Source organism: Micromonospora sp. NBC_01739 (genome assembly GCF_035920385.1).
In the GTDB taxonomy this organism is placed as follows: Bacteria; Actinomycetota; Actinomycetes; order Mycobacteriales; family Micromonosporaceae; genus Micromonospora.
The window spans coordinates 4471339-4487287 of sequence record NZ_CP109151.1; the positions used below are offsets into that span (position 1 = coordinate 4471339).

A 15949-nucleotide genomic window follows, 5' to 3' on the forward strand; every position below is an offset into this window, starting at 1 on the left:
ACGAGATCAATGCCTCAGTTCCTAGCGTCCTTCGCTGGGACCGGCAGGTCACCTACGCGTCCTCGCGGATGACGGGAATGCCGAGTAGTACGGCACGCGAATCCGTCATTTCGGCACGTTTGTCGAGGGCTGCGAGTTTCTCTCCCGCGGACGTGAGACTGGAGTCCAGGCCGTCGATCTCGCCGAGCCACCCTCGTGCGACTGCTTCGGCCTTGCGCTCGGCGAGGTTGTCGATGATCTCGACGAGCCGTGCGCGTTGTGTCGGGTCCGGGCGCAGCATCGGGCATCTGATGCAGGCGTGTTCGTGGTTGCAGGGCGATCCGTAAGGCCGTCCACACTCGCCAAGCTCGACCTTCCTCAGCGCGAAGTGGTGCTGGAACTCGGTCCACTCGGCAGCGGTGGGTTCTCGGTACTCAGCGGCGGGGCGAAGGGCGCGGCGCCGGTCGGTGAAAGCTCGGTAGGCGCGGATCAGCTCTTCGGGGAAGACAGCGTGGTAGGCCTGGGTGGTGTTGATGTTGTCGTGGCCCAGGATGCGTGCGGCAATATGGATAGGCAGGCCGCCGCTGACCACTTCCGTGGTGAACATTCGGCGGAAGTCGTGCGGCCGGTAGCTCAGGGGAGCTCCGGTCGGGTCGGTCAGGCCGGTGCGCGCTAGCGTCGCGTCGATGAGGTCGACGATGGCGGAGTTGCCGATCACAACCGGCTGCCAGCTGTACTTGCGCTGGAACAGGTGCGGAAGCCGTGGACCGGTCAGGCGTTCATGGGGGTCGTAGCGGGCGACCATAGGGACGCGCCCGTCATCGTCGCTAATTCTGGAGATGATGCTGGCCAGGACGCTGGCGAGTTCCGGCACGACCAGGAGGAGGCGCTCCTGGTTGGTCTTGGAGGGCACGACCTGGAGCAGGGGGACGACCTCGCCGGTGTCGGGAAGACGGTAGGACACCACGGCCAGGTGCGTCAGTTCAAGCAGTTCTTCAATGCGCAAACCGGTGTAGCGCAGCGTCTCGATCGCCGCCCATGCCCAGAACGCGTCGTCTTCGACGCGTGTGAGGTCGAGGACTTCACCGGTGGCCACGTCCTGAACGAGCACGACGTCGAGGGCAAGGCCCGGGTGGGTGAGGTAGCTCTTGCGCGTGGTGCGCAGGTACGTGCGCCCCGCGACGTCGAAGCGTTGTCCGACTTCGACGGTGCCGGCCGCCCTCAGGAGGTCCCTCGCGCCCTTGAGGTGGCTGGTTGTCGTGTCGACCAGTACCTGGAGGTGGGGGATTCGTTCCCGCGTGCGTTGGTGCATCCGGCTGGTGGCGGCTCGGCGGGCCTTGGCCAGGCCGACGGTGTCGCCGGCTTTGATTGGGTTGGGCACCGCGAACGCCGCCCAGGACGGGTCTTCCATTGACCATCGCACCAGGTCCTCGTAGAAGGACCTGACGGTCACCATGAGGTCGAGGTAGGCGATGCGCGGGCGTTGGCTGCCGTCCGGCATGGTGACGATGCGGACCCGCTCCTTCCACTTCCGGGCGACGTCCGTGGGAAGGTTGATGGAGTCGATTCCGGGATGGTGCTCTTCGATGTCGCACCAGAAGGTGCCCGCGAGGTAAGAGATCAGTCCGCGCAGCGTGGCGAAGTCGATGCCTGGACGGCGCTCGTCGAAGTAGCGGATAAGCAGGTTACGCACAGTCTGGCTCTTGATGTCGTAGCGGTCGATGAGCTGAGTCGTGGTCTTCTGCCCGGCCCGTACCGTCTCGCGCATCGAGCTGTTCTCGGGCAGCACACCGGTGGCGGCCAGCATGTCCCACGCGCCGTTGACCGAGGGGGTGCCCCGGCTGGGGTTCTCCTGCAGATGCCAGGCGCGCAGGCGCAGCAGGTCCTGCTCCGTGAGCTCCTCAAGGTTCTTGCCGCTGTTGAGCACCACCTTGGTCAGAACATTGAGTCCTGACATGACGTGATTGCGGCGCATGCCGAGAGCCGTGCCGGCCTTCTCGGCCTGCTCGAACAGGCCGGGGCTGAGTACCTTTCGCACGTTGACATACAGGTTCAATGCCCCGTAGTCGGTCAGGAAGTCGAAGGAGGGCAGCACGAGGCGCGCCGCGAACAGGCGAGGAAGAGCGAAGCGGATCTCTTGTCGACTCAGATCGGCGCTCCGCGGATCGTTGGCGGTCAGTACGGCGATCCATTGGGCGCCCTGGTCGGCGCCGGAATTCTCCCACCGCTGCTGCCAGCCGGCGCCGGGGAAGGTCTGCAGCCACTCCATGATCCTTGTTGCGCCGCGTAGGCACGCTTGCCGGTCGCCGTTGCCAGCCTTGAGCCAGATCGGCTGCTGCGGCAGCAGAGCGAGGACTTCCTGCATGCTGAGCACATCGATGGGACTGACCCGGTCCACGGCGTGGTAAGTGATCTGGCTCCGGCCGGTGCCGCGCAGGCCGCGGCGTTCAGTTGTCTGCCTTGTCGACGTCACCGCACACCGCCGCCGAACAACACAGCCAGATCGGCGCTGTCGTATCCGGTGGCCACTGGCGCAGGCTGCCGGGAGGCGCCCTCCTCGATGCCGGCGTAGTGCTCCCGGACCCGGGCAACTACCTCCAGGTCGTCTTCGATGAGGTACAGCTGCGTGGTCGTCAGAGATTTGTGACCCAGAATGTGCTGCACGTCCGTGATGGAAAGACGACGATCGCGGATCATCCGGATGGCGCAGGTATGCCTCAAGTCGTGCATCGCCCAGTTCGTGCCAAGCTTGCCGTTGACCCGCCGCAGCACGGCCCGCCACGCGTCGTACGACAGGGCCTGACGCGCCAGCTCCGTGTCGCCGCGACGGCGGCGTCGAAGCGTGCGCCACACCGGATCGGCGGGGCCTGGAGTACCGACATCGTTGAAGTACAGACGCAGCCACACGAAGGCGTCCGGGCTCGCCGGTAGCCACTGGCTCGCCCTGGTGCCCTTACGAACAACCTGAACGAGTTGGTTGCCCCAGTCGACGTCCGAGCCGCGTAGGCCCAGCAGTTCTGAAGCCCTGGCACCGTTGCTGATGTCCAACGCGAGGATCGCCCGATCGCGGTTGCTGGGCATCGCCCCGAACAGCTTGAGCCACAGCTCGTCCGGCATCGCCCGAGGATGCCGCTGCGGCTTCGCCGGGTTGTACCGCAGCTTGCCCTCCGGGCGAAACGGCTGCATAGGCGTCCGATGCGCGTTGGGCCGGCCGGGGCGGTCCCTCGGCATCGGGTTGATCAGCGGACCCAAGCCCTGTTCTATCCAGAACTCGTAGAAGCTGCGCACCACCGCGTTGCTGTGCCGGATCGTGGCAGCCTTGAAGTCGTCGCCGGGATACGGCTTGCGGGTGACCGGATTGATCGTGCCCGCGGTGGCGGCAGATACCTTTCTGCGGTCGGCGACATCCTTGCGGGCCTGCTGAATCCACAGGACGAAGTCACGCCCCTCCGCAGGCGTTGCACTGTCCCACCGCACATCGACGGCCCGCAGAAACCGCCACCACCGCAGCAAGGCGTACGCGTAGCTACGGACGGTCCCCCCGGCCATACCCCGCGCGGTGATCTCGTGCAGGTAGACCGATACCGGCTCGACCGGGCCACCTTCCTCGCCTTCCACCTGCCATGCAACTACGCCCGCGAGAGCACGGACGCGGCCCCACCTGGCAGGCCGTATCAGGTCCAGATCGCGCAGCACGAGTTCGTGCATTCTCCAGCTCCTCCAAGATCGAAGAGCTGTCAGAGTGCCAGGCTAAGACTTCCTTAGTCCGGTCAACACGGTGATCGATAAGCAGCACTTCGGTGCCGCTGCGGACCAGGAGAGCACCGACAGTTACATGCATCGAGAAGTTTCGCCGGGAAGCGAAACCCTCGCCCTCAGTCAGCAGCTTTACCGGCTCGGACAGCGCCACGGCGTCGTCCGGATAGTACTCGAGGTAGGCCAAAAGCTCCCTTGAGATGTCCAAGTCACTGATCGCCACGAGCAGCCTGCGCTTCAGCGTGTCGGGGGCCTCGTCCGTTCAGGGGTGCTGTTGCCTGCGTCGACCATCGGTAGGTGCGGTGTTCCCGGTGCACGGCGATCAGTGACACCTCGCTGATCGTCGCTGTCACTGCCGCCAGGTCACGCAGCTCGGCCAGCCGAGCGCGGATGGGGGCGGTGGTTGCGGGCGCACCGCTGTAGGCGATCGTGACGTGGGGCCGGAACCCGTCAGCTGGTTCGGGGACGGTCGGCCACACGGCGGCGATCGCGGCCCGGATCGCGGCGCGAACCCGTTCGACGGAGCTCCAGGGTCGGACGAGCAGACCGATTCCTTCGGCGTCGGGGTCGACTGGGCCGAGGGACAGGTCCAGCGGCGGCAGGCCGGCGCACCGTTGCCGGGCTTCGGTGACGATCGCTTCGATGTCGCCGTCGGACACCTCGTCGGTGAAGCCGAGGCCCTGCATAGTCAGGTGCAGGCCGTCGATCGGCACCAGGTCCAGTCCGGGGAACTGGAGCTGGTGTTGAAGGTCGGTGACGAGGCGGTGGAGGTCGGGCTGTTCCTGGAAGGTGAGGTGCCAGGTGTAAAAGTGGCGGCCAGCGCGCCAGCCGGGACGCCAGTACCAGTGCTCGGTGAGTGCGGCCAGGTCCCGGTAGGCGGTCCACCGCTGCCGCAAGCTGGCCAATTCCCGGCTGCTCATGTCGGCGATCGTAGGCCCGGTGGTGGCGGGCTGCCGGGATGCGTCAATTCGGTGAACAGGTCCGCGACATCCTGTAGTCGCGAGTGACGGGCCGAAGGGGCGGGCGGCGGCGAGGAATTGACGAGCGCGTTGGTAGACCGATTCGAAGCGGTACTCGGCGGTGAGGCTGAGTGCTTCCAGCGCCAGCCCGGCGGCGTGGTCGAGGTCGCCCGCCTGCGCGTGGGCCGTGGCCAGATCGAGGCGGCTGAGCGCCTGCGGACCGCGCAGCTGCGCCGCGTCGAACGCCGCGACAGCGGCGGTGAGCTGGTCGAGGACGCCGGTGGAGTCGCCGAGAACCAGGTAGGCCGTCGCCGCGTTGGCGGCGGCCCGGGTCGGGCAGTACGGGCCGAGGGTGAGGCTGGTGCTGACCTGCCCGTCCGTCGTGTGTTCGGGTAGCAGGGCGAACGCATGGTCCACGGCTTGGTGGACGCCCCGGCGGTCGCCGAGGTGGGCGAGCGCTCGTGCTTGCCCGTTGATCGTGAGGCGAATGCGGTGCGGGCCGGCGCCGGCGTGGCGTAGGCCGTCTTCGGCGTAGGCGAGTGCGTCGCGGTGCTTGCCGGTGTAGTGGGCGACCAGGCTTTGGGTGGCGCGGGCCCAGGCCTGCGTGTCGGGTTGCTGGGCGGCGTGGGCGAGGTCGAAGGCTTCGGCGGCGTAGGCGTGGGCGACCGGGAAGGCGCGCAGGTCCAGGGCGAGGGCGGCGAGGAGCCCGGACAGGTGGGCGGCGGCGGTGTAGAGCCGGGCGCGTTGCGGTGGGTGCTGCCGGGCGGCCATCAGCTGGTCGACGCTGACCCGCAGGGGACGCAGCCGGGCCACGAGCGTGGCCGGCGGGAGCCGCTCGTTGTCACCGATCGCCTGCTGCACTTCGCGCTCCAGGTGCGCCAGCCGTGCGTCGTCATCGGCCGGCACGGTCAGCGCGGACCGGCGGGCGGTGATGCGCCGCTCGTGCTCCCACCACACGGCTGCCGCGTCGACAGCAGGGCCGGGGTCAGCGGGTGGGGGCGCCGGACGGTGGCGGTGTTGGTGGTCCAGATCGGCGATGCGGTCGAATTCCGCGGTCAGTACGCCACCAGTGCGCAGCACCGTGTCGCAGCGGTGCCAGAAGGATCGTTCGGGATGCTGCCGTCCGGTTTCGGTGTTCGCCACCGAACTGCGTCCGTACTGCACGAGCCGGGCCAACCCGTGCTGGGTGTGGCGGGCGTCCTTCCGCAGGCGGGCCAGATGGCGGCCGAGCGCGCGACGAGCTGCGGTGATCTCGTCGTGGTCGACCATCGCTGCACCCCCGGTCGCCGTAGTCACGATGAGCCGACACCGTAGCTGCTCCCGGTGACACTTCCTGGCCCCTGCGAACTTCCCGCTGCGGCTACCGCCGGGTCATGAAAACCCAGGTCACGGTGCTGGCATCAACGAGGCTGGGCTGCGACGCGGACATGGTCGGGATGGTGTCGGAGTTGTGTCGGCATCTGCCGACAATGTCGGCGCACGGCGCTGCGGGCGTGTCGACCGGCCGGCGTCCTACGGTCCCTGCATGCCCTCCGAACCCCGCGACGTCACCGCTGGCCTGCCCCGTAAGCGGATGGCCGCCGGGCTGCTGATCACCGACCCAGACGACCGGGTTCTGCTGGTCGAGCCGGCCTACAAGGCCGGCTGGGAGATTCCCGGCGGTTGTGTCGAGGCTGACGAGTCGCCGTACCAGGCCGCGATCCGGGAGTGCCGGGAGGAACTCGGCCTTGACCTGGCACCCGGTCGGTTACTCGTCGTGGACTGGGTGCCGGCGCGTGCCGGGCGCACCGAGGGCATCATGGCCGTCTACGACGGCGGCACCCTCGAGCCCCACGTGCACGAACGGATCGTGGTGCCGCCCGGCGAGTTAAAGGGCTGGGCCTTCTCCGACCCGCCAGAGGCCGCCCAGCGGCTACCGCCGTTGCTGACCCGCCGGATCACCGAGGCGCTCAACGCCCGTGCTGACGGGCGCAGCTACTACCTCGAAGACGGCGTTCGGGTCACCTGACCGAAGACCTACCGGGCGCCTCCCGGGAGGGTGAAGCGTCGGCTGCGCCAGCCGGGAACGCCGACGGGACACCTCCGCTGCCGCCGATTGCGTCGAGACACCACCACTGCCCACCGTGCTCACCTTCGGGAGGTACCGCCATGCCGAAAGCCGACTACCCCGACCGCCCGCCTGCCCGTACCGCACCACCGCAGCGGGATCCGGTGCTGCCGGAGCTGCGGGAGGTGTGGTGGGAGACCGGCGTTCGGGCGCGAGCGCAGGCCGGCCTGTTCGCCGTCTTCTCCGAACTGCCCCGCCTGGTCTGGGCCGCGCTGGCGGTGAGTTGGCGCGCCGACCGGACACGGACACTGGTAGTAGCAGCGACGACGGTGATCGCGGGAGTGATGTCCGCGTTCGGGCTCCTCGCCGCACAGCGGGTACTGGTGGAGCTGTTCGCCGGTGGACCGACCGCCGACAAGGTGACCGCCGCGCTGCCCGCCCTGGCCGCGCTCGCGGCGGCCACCGCGCTGCGCGCCGGCATGGCCACCACCATGGGGTACGCGCAGAACGGCCTCACCCCGAAGGTCGACCGGGAGGTCGAACGGGGCCTGTTCGAGGTGACCACCGCCGTACGCCTGGAGGCCTTCGACGCCGACGCGTTCGCCGACGACATGGAACGCGCCTCCCGCGGCGCGAACTCCACCACCGCCCTGGTCCAGGCGTCGATGAACCTCCTCGCCGGCCTGGCCGGAGTCGTCGCCGTCGCCGTCGCCGTCGTACTGGTCCACCCGCTGCTGCTGCTCGCCCTGCTCGTGGCGACCGTGCCGAACGGGTGGGCGTCGCTTCGGGCCGGGCACCTGCGCTACCAGACCTACGCCGCCGGGTCGGTGCGCCGCCGCCGGTTGTGGCTGCTGCACAGGTTGATGGCCGAACGCGACTCCGCCCCCGAACTGCGCTCCTACGGGCTGCGCGACTTCCTGCTCGACCAGTACGACCGGGTCATGAGCGTCGAGACGAGGATCCAACTCGCACTGGCCCGCCGGGTCACCACGACCACCACCGTCGGCGCGATGCTCGGCGGAATCGCCACCGCCGTGGTCTACGTCCTGCTCGGTCTGCTGCTCATCGACGGGCAGATCCCCCTCGCCGCCGCCGCGACCTGCGTGATCGCCGTGCAGTCCGCGCAACGCTCGCTGGCCGTGGTGACCTTCCAGGTGGACCGCGTCTACACCGAGGGGCAACACTTCCGCGACTACACCGGCTTCATGACCCGCGCCGCCGACTACCTGCCGCCGCCCACCGACCGGGCCGCCGGCGCGCCGGCAACCGAGCGGCTGCGGGAGATCGCCGTCGACGCGGTGAGCCTGCGCTACCCCGACCGCGACACCCCGGCCGTCGACCGGGTCACCCTCACCATCTCCGCCGGGCAGACCGTGGCGTTCGTCGGGGAGAACGGCTCCGGCAAGTCCACCCTCGCCACCATGATCGCCACCCTCCGCACCCCCACCAGCGGCACCATCCACTACAACGGACGGCCCGGCGACGACTGGGGTGTCGACGCGCTGCGGGCCCGGATCGGCGTCGTCACGCAGGAGTACCACAAGTGGCCCTTCACCGCCGCCACCAACATCGCCATCGGCGACATCACCACCAGGACGGAGCAGGACCGGATCGAGGCCGCCGCCGCCCGCGCGGTCGCCCACGACATGATCTCTGAGCTGCCCCACGGGTACGAGACACTGCTCGACCGGACCTTCGCCGGCGGCCAGGACCTCTCCGGCGGCCAGTGGCAACGCATCACCGCCGCCCGCGGGTTCCTCCGCGACGCCGACGTGCTCATCATGGACGAGCCGTCCTCCGCCCTCGACCCCCGCGCCGAGGACGCCCTCTTCCAGGCCATCCGCGACCGGCAGGGCACCGCCATCACCATCCTGATCACCCACCGGCTGGCCAACGTCCGGCACGCCGACCGCATCCACGTCCTGCACCACGGCCGCCTCGTCGAGACCGGCACCCACGACCAGCTCATGAGTGCTGACGGGCGGTACGCCGAGCTGTTCACCCTCCAAGCCGCCGGCTACGACACCACCACCGCGCACGCCACGACACTGCCCCGCCAACCCGCCTCCGCCTGAAGGACCACCAGATGGACAAACCGCACACCACCGATCCCGCGCCCACGTTGGTGATCATTCGCGGCAACTCCGGCAGCGGGAAAACCACGGCTGCCCGCGAGGTCCGGCGCCGCTACGGACGCGGGGCCGCGCTGCTGGAACAGGACTACCTCCGCCGAACCCTGCTCCGCGAACACGACAGCGCCCACATCGACCCGGTAGCCCCGATGTTCATCACCGCGACCGCCCGCACCGCCCTCGACCTGGGTTACCACGTCATCCTGGAAGGCATCCTGCACACCGAACGCTACGCCGCCGTGCTGCACCAGCTCATCGACAACCACCCCGGTCCGACCGCCGTGTTCTACCTGGACGTGTCCATCGACGAGACCATCCGCCGCCACCTCCACCGAGACGAACCGATCCCCGTCACCGCAGACGAGATGCGCCGCTGGTACACGCACCGAGACCTACTCAACGTTCCCGGCGAAACCATCATCCCCGAACCCCACACCCTCGAGCAGACGGTCACCACGATCCTGCATTCCAGCGGCCTCACCAGCGCCACACCACAAACGCCCTGCCCACGACGCTGCCGGCACTGCGCCCGCAAGGCCGACACTTCTCCGGCCGCTGCGACGACCAGCTGACCAAGCGCGCCCGCACACGTCGCCCCGAAGCCCCGACACGGACGAGCCGCCCGACGGCGCGTTAAGGCGGCCTTCACAAGAGAGGACCACGACCACGATGAGCGAAACGTTCATGCCTCAACGCGCAGCCGGCGTCACCCGCCAGTTCATGATCGACGGCGTCCCCGGACGCCTGATGACAGCCGCAGCAGCCAGCGGCGCCCTCACCCACGTCGACCTGAGGATGGGCAAGCACGGCTCCACCCTGGCCGGACTAACCGACGCCCTGTCCACGGCGATCACTACCGGTCTGCGCGGCGGAACACCCACAGCCGTATTCGTCGACGAGCTACGCCACACCCGCTATGTCCCCGCCGGCCCCACCAGCGACCCAGACCTTCCGCACGCGACATCGTTGGGCGATTACCTCGCCCAACACCTGCGTCTCAATTACCCTCAGCCGGTAGAACGACCGTGACCGCCTGGCGCCCACCGACCGCCGTGACGGTCGAAGGCATCAGGCGCAGTGGCGGCCTGCGCACTCTGGCGCGGATCGACACACCGCTGATGCCCCGCCCGGCCGTGGTGGGCCACCGCTCGCGACGAAAGCCGCTGCCAGCAACGGCGGGTTGACGGACCTGCGCAGGCGCGACCGCACGGTAGGGTAGCGATTCACATCGAAGGCCGCCTCTGACTGGCACCCGGTCATTTCACCCAGCCAGCCGAGGTGCGATCGCCGCGGGGAGGCGACGGTGGCAGATCCGCACGACGTGAGCGAAGCGTGGCGCGCGCTTGGCCAGCAGTTGGCCGCGTACCGCAAGGCGGCCGGTCACACCCAGCACTCACTGGCACCCAGGATCCTTACCGGCCGCAGCACGATCGCGAATACCGAAGTGGGACGCCAGCACCCGGACCGGGCCTTCTGGAAACGCTGCGACGAGGTCCTCGACACCGACGGCGCCCTCACCGCCGGATACGACCGGGTCGCGGCCATTGAACAGAAGTACCGCCGGGCCAGGGGAGCAGCAGCATTCGCCACTGCTCTGACCGCGGCCGGCACCACCCTGGTGACCGACACGAACGGGCAGCCCGCAGGGGAGGCGGATATCTTGGTGACTGTGGCAGACGGGCGAGGACGGCACGTTCAGGTCAGCCGCCGGGCTCTTCTGCAGGCGGTCCCCGGCAGCGTGGTGGCGTCCCTGGCGAGTGCGGAACCGCTGCCCGCAGCGACACGGGCGGCTCAAGTTGATCCGGCCGTCGTGGAGCACTTTGCGGCACTGCGGTCGGTGCTTGTGGAATCTGACAACCGGGTCGGCGCCGCGGCGATCCTCCCAACGGCCCGACAGCAGCTCGGTCACATCGCTGGCTACCGCCGAGCCGCACAGGGCAGCCTGCGCGACGCGCTGTTGAGTACCGAGGCCCGGTGGGCAGAATTCGCCGGCTGGCTCAGCGACGATATGGGCGATCGGGACGCCGGCGAATGGTGGCTCGCCCAAGCGTTGACCATGTCTCAAGAAGCTGGCGACATGGAGTTCACCGCTTACGTCTTCGCTCGCATGGCCCAGCGGGCCATCGACGCCGCCGACCAGGACCGCGTACTCGGGCTGGCCCGTGCCGCCGAGCGCGCTGGCAGCATCCGAGAGCAGGTGCGCGCGTTCGCGGCGGTGCAGCGCGCCCTCGGGCACACGGTCGAAGGTGACACTGGCTCGTTCCGGGCCGCCATCGACGAGGCCCACCACCTCGCTGTCGCCGCCGGATCAGACGGCGGTGGGCTCGGTGCGTTCTGCACCACGGCTTACATCAGTGCGCAGGAGGGCGAGGGCTGGCTTCGGCTGGGCCGCCCCGGCGCCGCCGTCCGGTGTTTCGGCCAGGCTCTCGACGCGTGGCCGGAAACGTACCGACGTGAACGGGGCCGCTATCTGGCGCGCACCGCCGTCGCCCATGCTGCCGCCGATGAACCCGGGCTGGCCGCTGCCGCTGCCCTCGCCGCGCTCAACCTGGCCAACCTCACCCGCTCGGTACGAATCCAACGCGAGGTCGCGATCGCAGGCCGTCAGCTCGCGGCGTTTCCCACCGAGCCCGGAGTGCAGCAGTTGCGTGCCGCCCTGGTCGCTTCTGCAGCGACCTCGTGACCGACAGCAGCGGGGTCGGCGGCAGGGTCGATGCCGCCTTCGTCGGCCGGGCCAACATCGACCTGACCATCCATGTACCCCACCGTGCCCGACCCGGCCGCACCGCCATCGGCTCGGCTTTGCCCGTCAATGCTGGCGGCAAAAGCCTCAACCAGGCCATCGCTGCCGCCCGCCGTGGCGGGCGCGCCGCCCTGATCGCCAATGTCGGCGCAGACACCTGGGGCCACCAGATCACCACAGCACTGACCGACGCCAGGGTCGACACGCGCCGCGTCCGGCTCGTCCCCGACGCCACCACCGGAGCGGCCATCATCGAGGTGACCCCAGACGGCGAAAGCTACATCACCCTCGCACTCTCACCCGCCACTGAACTCACCACCGACGATATCAACCGCGCCACCGCCGGCCTCGCCGCAGAAGCCGTGATCGTGCAGCTCGACCTACCACCCGAACCCGTGACCACACTGCTGAGCCACCGCCGCGCACCGATCGTCGTTGGCAATCTCGCCCCTAACCCCGACCTTGACCCCCGGCTGCTCGCGGAACTCGACGTCCTCGTGGTCAACCAGCACGAAGCCGCCGCGATCCTGCGCACCACCGCTGGCAACCCGCTCGACGCCGCCGCCGCGCTGCAACGCCTCGGCCCTCGTACCGTCGTCGTCACCGCAGGCCCCAACGGCGCAGCCTTCACCGATCCCCACGGATCCGGCACCGTGCCGGCACCTGCCGTCCCGGTCGTCGACACCACCGGAGCTGGCGACGCCTTCCTCGGCTCTCTTGCCTTGGACCTCGCCCGCCACACCCCGCTACCCGACGCCATCACCACCGCTGTGCATGCCGGCTCCCACACCGTCGGGCACAGCGGCGCTCACATCCGACACACCAACTCCCCTTGCGGAGACCCTCGCTGAAGAGCGGCTGCTCAGCCGCTGCCATTCACCGTCAATCGAGCGTCGAGACAAGGTCTACCGGTGGGCGTTACGTTGAAGGGCAGCCGCGTCATCCACCCTCACCGGCGGTTTCGGTGACACCGCGCACCCACTGAAGGTACGGCCGTGAGCCAGCGACCACTGGCAGCGCGACGATCTCCGGGTTGGACCACTCGTGATGCTTCCTCAGGTAGCTCTCCAACTCGGGATACGCTCCGGCACTGGATCTGAGCACCACCTGCCACTCCTGGCCGGTGCCGAAGGATCCCTCATGCCAGAAGGCTGACTCGGCCGGCCCCACGACCTGGCCACCAGCCGCCAACCGCTCCTGCACTGCGCCCTGCACCAACCGCCGCGCGACCTCCAGACTGCCCGCAGCGGTGTAGACATACAGGACCTCATTCATGAAGCTGACCCTACTCAGGATGCAGCTGAGCTAGGCGGAGCTCATGGCAGTATCGATGCGCTGGTAGCCGCATTCGACGGGAGATGACGGATGGCGCGCCGTGACTATTTCAACGACCCCAATGCGCCAGCTGCCAACAGCGTGGTGCCGTCGGTTGTGGCGGCAGTGCGCAACCAACGCGGTGAGCTGCTGATGATCCACCGCACCGACAACAACCTGTGGGCACTACCCGGCGGTGGCCACGACATCGGCGAGTCGATCTCCGACACGGTGGTGCGGGAGGTACGCGAGGAGACCGGCATCGAAGTGGAGGTCACCGGCCTGGTCGGGATCTACAGCAACCCCCACCACGTGATGGCCTACGACGACGGCGAAGTACGCCAGCAGTTCTCGATCTGCTTCACAGCCCGACCCGTCGGCGGGAAACTGACGACCTCCAGCGAGTCGCGTCAGGTCCGCTGGGTGAACCCCGCCCAGCTCAACCACTTGGACATCCACCCCTCGATGCGGCTGCGTATCGACCACGCCCTCAAGGAGCGGGCGACGCCGTACATCGGTTGAGCAAGGAGGGACGATGGAGTCCATTGGGATTCCGCTCGGCGGAAGACTGCCAGTCGACCCCTCAGGCCAGAGCAGCCGCGGTTGCTATCAGATGCCCACCCATCAGAATCCCGTTCCGACGCAGGCCTTGTTCGATGTCCTGGGCCGGGTAGCTGGCGGCGCCGGCGTCGTTGAGAATCCGCATCACCGTCGGGTGCGGCTGCACCTCATCCACCGAGGCCTGCAACACCCCGCCCACATGATGCCCGCCGACGGTTACCCGCGTCGCAGTCCCGGCACGGAACGCGAACATCACGAAGTGGTACGACCCGTCCTCGGCGCGAATCTCGTACACCCCCGTCGGCGTCAGCTCGCTGACCTCGAAACCGGATTCCTCCACCGTCTCCCGGCGGGCCGCATCGTGCGCCGACTCCCCGAACTCCACCTTGCCGCCCGGCAACAGCAGCCACCCCGCGTACGGGCCACGCTGCTGCCGTACGAACACCACCTCACCCGACGCGGTGGGGACCACCGCCAGCGCGGCAATGATCGGCTTCGCAGTCACAATCACCTCTCCCCGGGGAGTCCACCAGAGTCCTGACCTCGCAACATTGGTCAGAAGCGGGCGAGGGGGCCCTGGCACCCTAACGCGCCGGTTGTCTATCCGAACTCCACGACACCCCAGCGGTCCGCGCAGGATGGCGATCACTACTGAACACCCGCCGCCGGCGAGCTCATCGAGACTCTCGCGATATGTTCATCGGAGCTGCGCCCACGCCAGGGTCAAGATGCGAGGATGGCTCGGCTGGCAACTTCGGTAGCTGTTCCTTACCTTGGAGAAGCGCCCCGAGCCGAGGACACCGGACCGGCAGAGCGTCCAGATCCCGATCTTCTCCGACCGCTGCGATAAGGCGGAGCGCGTCGGTGGCCAGACCGAGTGCGCCGAGTTCCACGACCACGCCGGCCTCCCCTTCCAGCACCGGGTCCATCCGTCGGGTCCAATCCGGCAGCAGGACCCACGACGCGTACAGGTGATCGTCGAGCCAGGCGACGGGCTGAGCCGCGAGGAACTCCCTCCGGTCGGTGGGAACCTCGACGAACACTGGCGTCGAGTAGACCGGGTCAGCTTGGGCGGCGGCCAGCAGAAGCGGGTCCTGCACCAGGGTGGCGTCCACGAGCTGCGCGAACGACGGCGTCCAAACGACCATGTGGCCATTCGTGGTGCCATCGGGGTGGACGACCGGCGGTCGTTTCCACACGCCGACCTCGGACACCTCGGTGAACGTGTCGGTCACCCGGTACAGCGTGGCGCACGCGGCGACCGCCTCGGCCTCGAAGCCAAGGTGCCGCAGCGCCCCACTGACCTGATGACTCGTCGGGACACAGGTGCCCACTGGCATGCCGCTCTGCGCTTGGTGCAGAACGGCTAGGACGGCGAGCAGCGGCACCAATTCCACCGGCGCGTCGACGAGCCGTCCGAACATCGGGCTGTGCTCAAACAGCGGCATCATCGCCGTCTCGTCCGGGCGGTGAGGGCGCTGGCTGCCGGGCACACGGGCGGGCGGGATCATCCGGCGGATCGGCTCCCGCCGCTGCCGGCGGCCACTGCGCTTGCGATTACCCACCGAGCCTCCCGACGCGAACACCAGCACCGCCGTCCCATCGATGCTGACATGTCGGCGGCCGGACACGACAGCTGCAGACCCCACCCGAAGAGTTGGAATCTGGACCGGAAGCTGCTCATGCGGCTGCTTGCATCGCGGTGGCCGTCGGCGATGCCGACCGCCTCGCCGGTGTCTGGTGGCCTCGCGAGTAGCCCGGTAGGTTCAGGCATCAAGCACTTTCATTAACGTCGATTGGGGCGCCGGCCACGTGTCGCAGATCGAGAAGATCACCGGTGAGCTCCGCGCGTTGATGGCCGGGGTCGAACGCGCGCAGGGGTTGGCAGCCGCCGCCGACAGCCAGGCGCAGGAGGTGGCGTTGCGGGCCGCGGGCGCGGGCTTCGTCGCCGTGGCGGCGGGTGTGGCGCGGGTGCGCACCGCGATCGCGGGCATCCAGGGTGGCCTGGGAAGTCTCGCCGGTGCGATCGGTGAGGCGACGAAGGCCACCGCGGCGGTGCCGAACGAGGCCACCCCGCAGGAGACGATCGCCGCGCTGGCGCCCGTGCAGAGCGCCGTGGACGCCGCTCGTGACGCGGCGACCGGGGCCATCACCGGAGTCGGTGAGGCGCAGCAACTCGTCGCCATGGTCCTGCAGGGCGGGCAGCCCGGGCCGCTGCTGCAGGCCCTGGAGGCCATCAAGCAAGTCCTGGTGCTGGTCGTGCAGCGCACCGGCGGGGCCCGGCAGGCCGTCGAAGCGGCGATCGCGCAGGCCCGGCAGTTGGGCTCGTCGGGAAACTGACAGGGGCTGGCGGTTACCCACCGGCCAGCCCCACCCCTTCCCAGCACGGTGACCCACCGTCGACACCTCATGCCGCCGGCGACACCCCATCAGCTGACCATGACCAAGGCACGCCCTG

At 68.8% G+C, this 15949-nt stretch carries 14 protein-coding genes and 1 pseudogene; 8 read left to right on the plus strand and 7 right to left on the minus strand.

Going from position 1 to position 15949, the window contains the following annotated elements; genetic code table 11:
- Positions 1–52 precede the first annotated feature (52 nt).
- From OIE53_RS20100 to OIE53_RS20115, 4 genes and pseudogenes are all read right to left on the minus strand, one after another.
- The gene (locus OIE53_RS20100) at positions 53–2452 is read right to left on the minus strand and encodes a site-specific integrase (RefSeq protein WP_327023080.1); all 2400 of its coding nucleotides are present in this window, start codon (positions 2450–2452) and stop codon (positions 53–55) included.
- The gene (locus tag OIE53_RS20105; RefSeq protein ID WP_327023081.1) at positions 2449–3687 is read right to left on the minus strand and encodes a tyrosine-type recombinase/integrase; all 1239 of its coding nucleotides are present in this window, start codon (positions 3685–3687) and stop codon (positions 2449–2451) included. Before OIE53_RS20105 ends, OIE53_RS20100 begins: the two co-directional genes overlap by 4 nt.
- A gap of 257 nt (positions 3688–3944) precedes the next feature.
- Positions 3945–4655 (minus strand): 2'-5' RNA ligase family protein, encoded by a 711-nt coding sequence (locus OIE53_RS20110; protein ID WP_327027293.1) that lies wholly within the window; start codon positions 4653–4655, stop codon positions 3945–3947.
- A gap of 603 nt (positions 4656–5258) precedes the next feature.
- Positions 5259–5963: pseudogene (locus OIE53_RS20115) on the minus strand (helix-turn-helix domain-containing protein); the annotation flags it as partial.
- A 256-nt stretch (positions 5964–6219) separates the two neighbouring features.
- Here OIE53_RS20115 and OIE53_RS20120 point away from each other — a divergent pair.
- The 6 genes from OIE53_RS20120 to OIE53_RS20145 all read left to right on the plus strand — a co-directional run bounded on the left by OIE53_RS20120 (position 6220) and on the right by OIE53_RS20145 (position 12467).
- Entirely contained in the window at positions 6220–6702 is a 483-nt protein-coding gene (locus OIE53_RS20120; protein WP_327023082.1) for an NUDIX hydrolase, read from the plus strand.
- A gap of 140 nt (positions 6703–6842) precedes the next feature.
- Complete coding sequence (locus OIE53_RS20125) at positions 6843–8816, plus strand: ABC transporter ATP-binding protein (RefSeq protein WP_327023083.1); 1974 nt, start codon at positions 6843–6845, stop codon at positions 8814–8816.
- Positions 8817–8827: 11 nt separating this feature from the next.
- Positions 8828–9445, plus strand: coding sequence for an AAA family ATPase (locus tag OIE53_RS20130; RefSeq protein ID WP_327023084.1), 618 nt, complete (start codon positions 8828–8830; stop codon positions 9443–9445).
- A 97-nt stretch (positions 9446–9542) separates the two neighbouring features.
- On the plus strand, positions 9543–9902 hold the full coding sequence (locus OIE53_RS20135; RefSeq protein WP_327023085.1) for a TSCPD domain-containing protein: 360 nt from the start codon (positions 9543–9545) through the stop codon (positions 9900–9902).
- Between the two features lie 274 nt (positions 9903–10176).
- Complete coding sequence (locus tag OIE53_RS20140; protein ID WP_327023086.1) at positions 10177–11556, plus strand: helix-turn-helix transcriptional regulator; 1380 nt, start codon at positions 10177–10179, stop codon at positions 11554–11556.
- Positions 11553–12467 carry a PfkB family carbohydrate kinase gene (locus tag OIE53_RS20145; protein ID WP_327023087.1) on the plus strand — a complete coding sequence of 305 codons (915 nt, stop codon included), beginning with the start codon at positions 11553–11555 and terminating at the stop codon, positions 12465–12467. Before OIE53_RS20140 ends, OIE53_RS20145 begins: the two co-directional genes overlap by 4 nt.
- An 88-nt stretch (positions 12468–12555) precedes the next feature.
- Here the strand turns inward: OIE53_RS20145 and cutA are convergent, their stop codons facing one another.
- Positions 12556–12891, minus strand: coding sequence for a divalent-cation tolerance protein CutA (gene cutA / locus OIE53_RS20150; protein ID WP_327023088.1), 336 nt, complete (start codon positions 12889–12891; stop codon positions 12556–12558).
- A 90-nt stretch (positions 12892–12981) separates the two neighbouring features.
- Between cutA and OIE53_RS20155 the strand changes: the two genes are divergently transcribed.
- Positions 12982–13452, plus strand: coding sequence for an NUDIX hydrolase (locus OIE53_RS20155; protein ID WP_327023089.1), 471 nt, complete (start codon positions 12982–12984; stop codon positions 13450–13452).
- Between the two features lie 61 nt (positions 13453–13513).
- Here the strand turns inward: OIE53_RS20155 and OIE53_RS20160 are convergent, their stop codons facing one another.
- Both OIE53_RS20160 and OIE53_RS20165 read right to left on the minus strand, forming a co-directional pair.
- Positions 13514–13996, minus strand: a complete 483-nt coding sequence (locus tag OIE53_RS20160) for an NUDIX hydrolase (RefSeq protein WP_327023090.1) — start codon at positions 13994–13996, stop codon at positions 13514–13516.
- Between the two features lie 169 nt (positions 13997–14165).
- On the minus strand, positions 14166–15083 hold the full coding sequence (locus OIE53_RS20165) for a hypothetical protein (RefSeq protein WP_327023091.1): 918 nt from the start codon (positions 15081–15083) through the stop codon (positions 14166–14168).
- 220 nt (positions 15084–15303) lie between these two features.
- Between OIE53_RS20165 and OIE53_RS20170 the strand changes: the two genes are divergently transcribed.
- The gene (locus OIE53_RS20170) at positions 15304–15831 is read left to right on the plus strand and encodes a DUF6244 family protein (protein WP_327023092.1); all 528 of its coding nucleotides are present in this window, start codon (positions 15304–15306) and stop codon (positions 15829–15831) included.
- Positions 15832–15949: the final 118 nt, after the last annotated feature.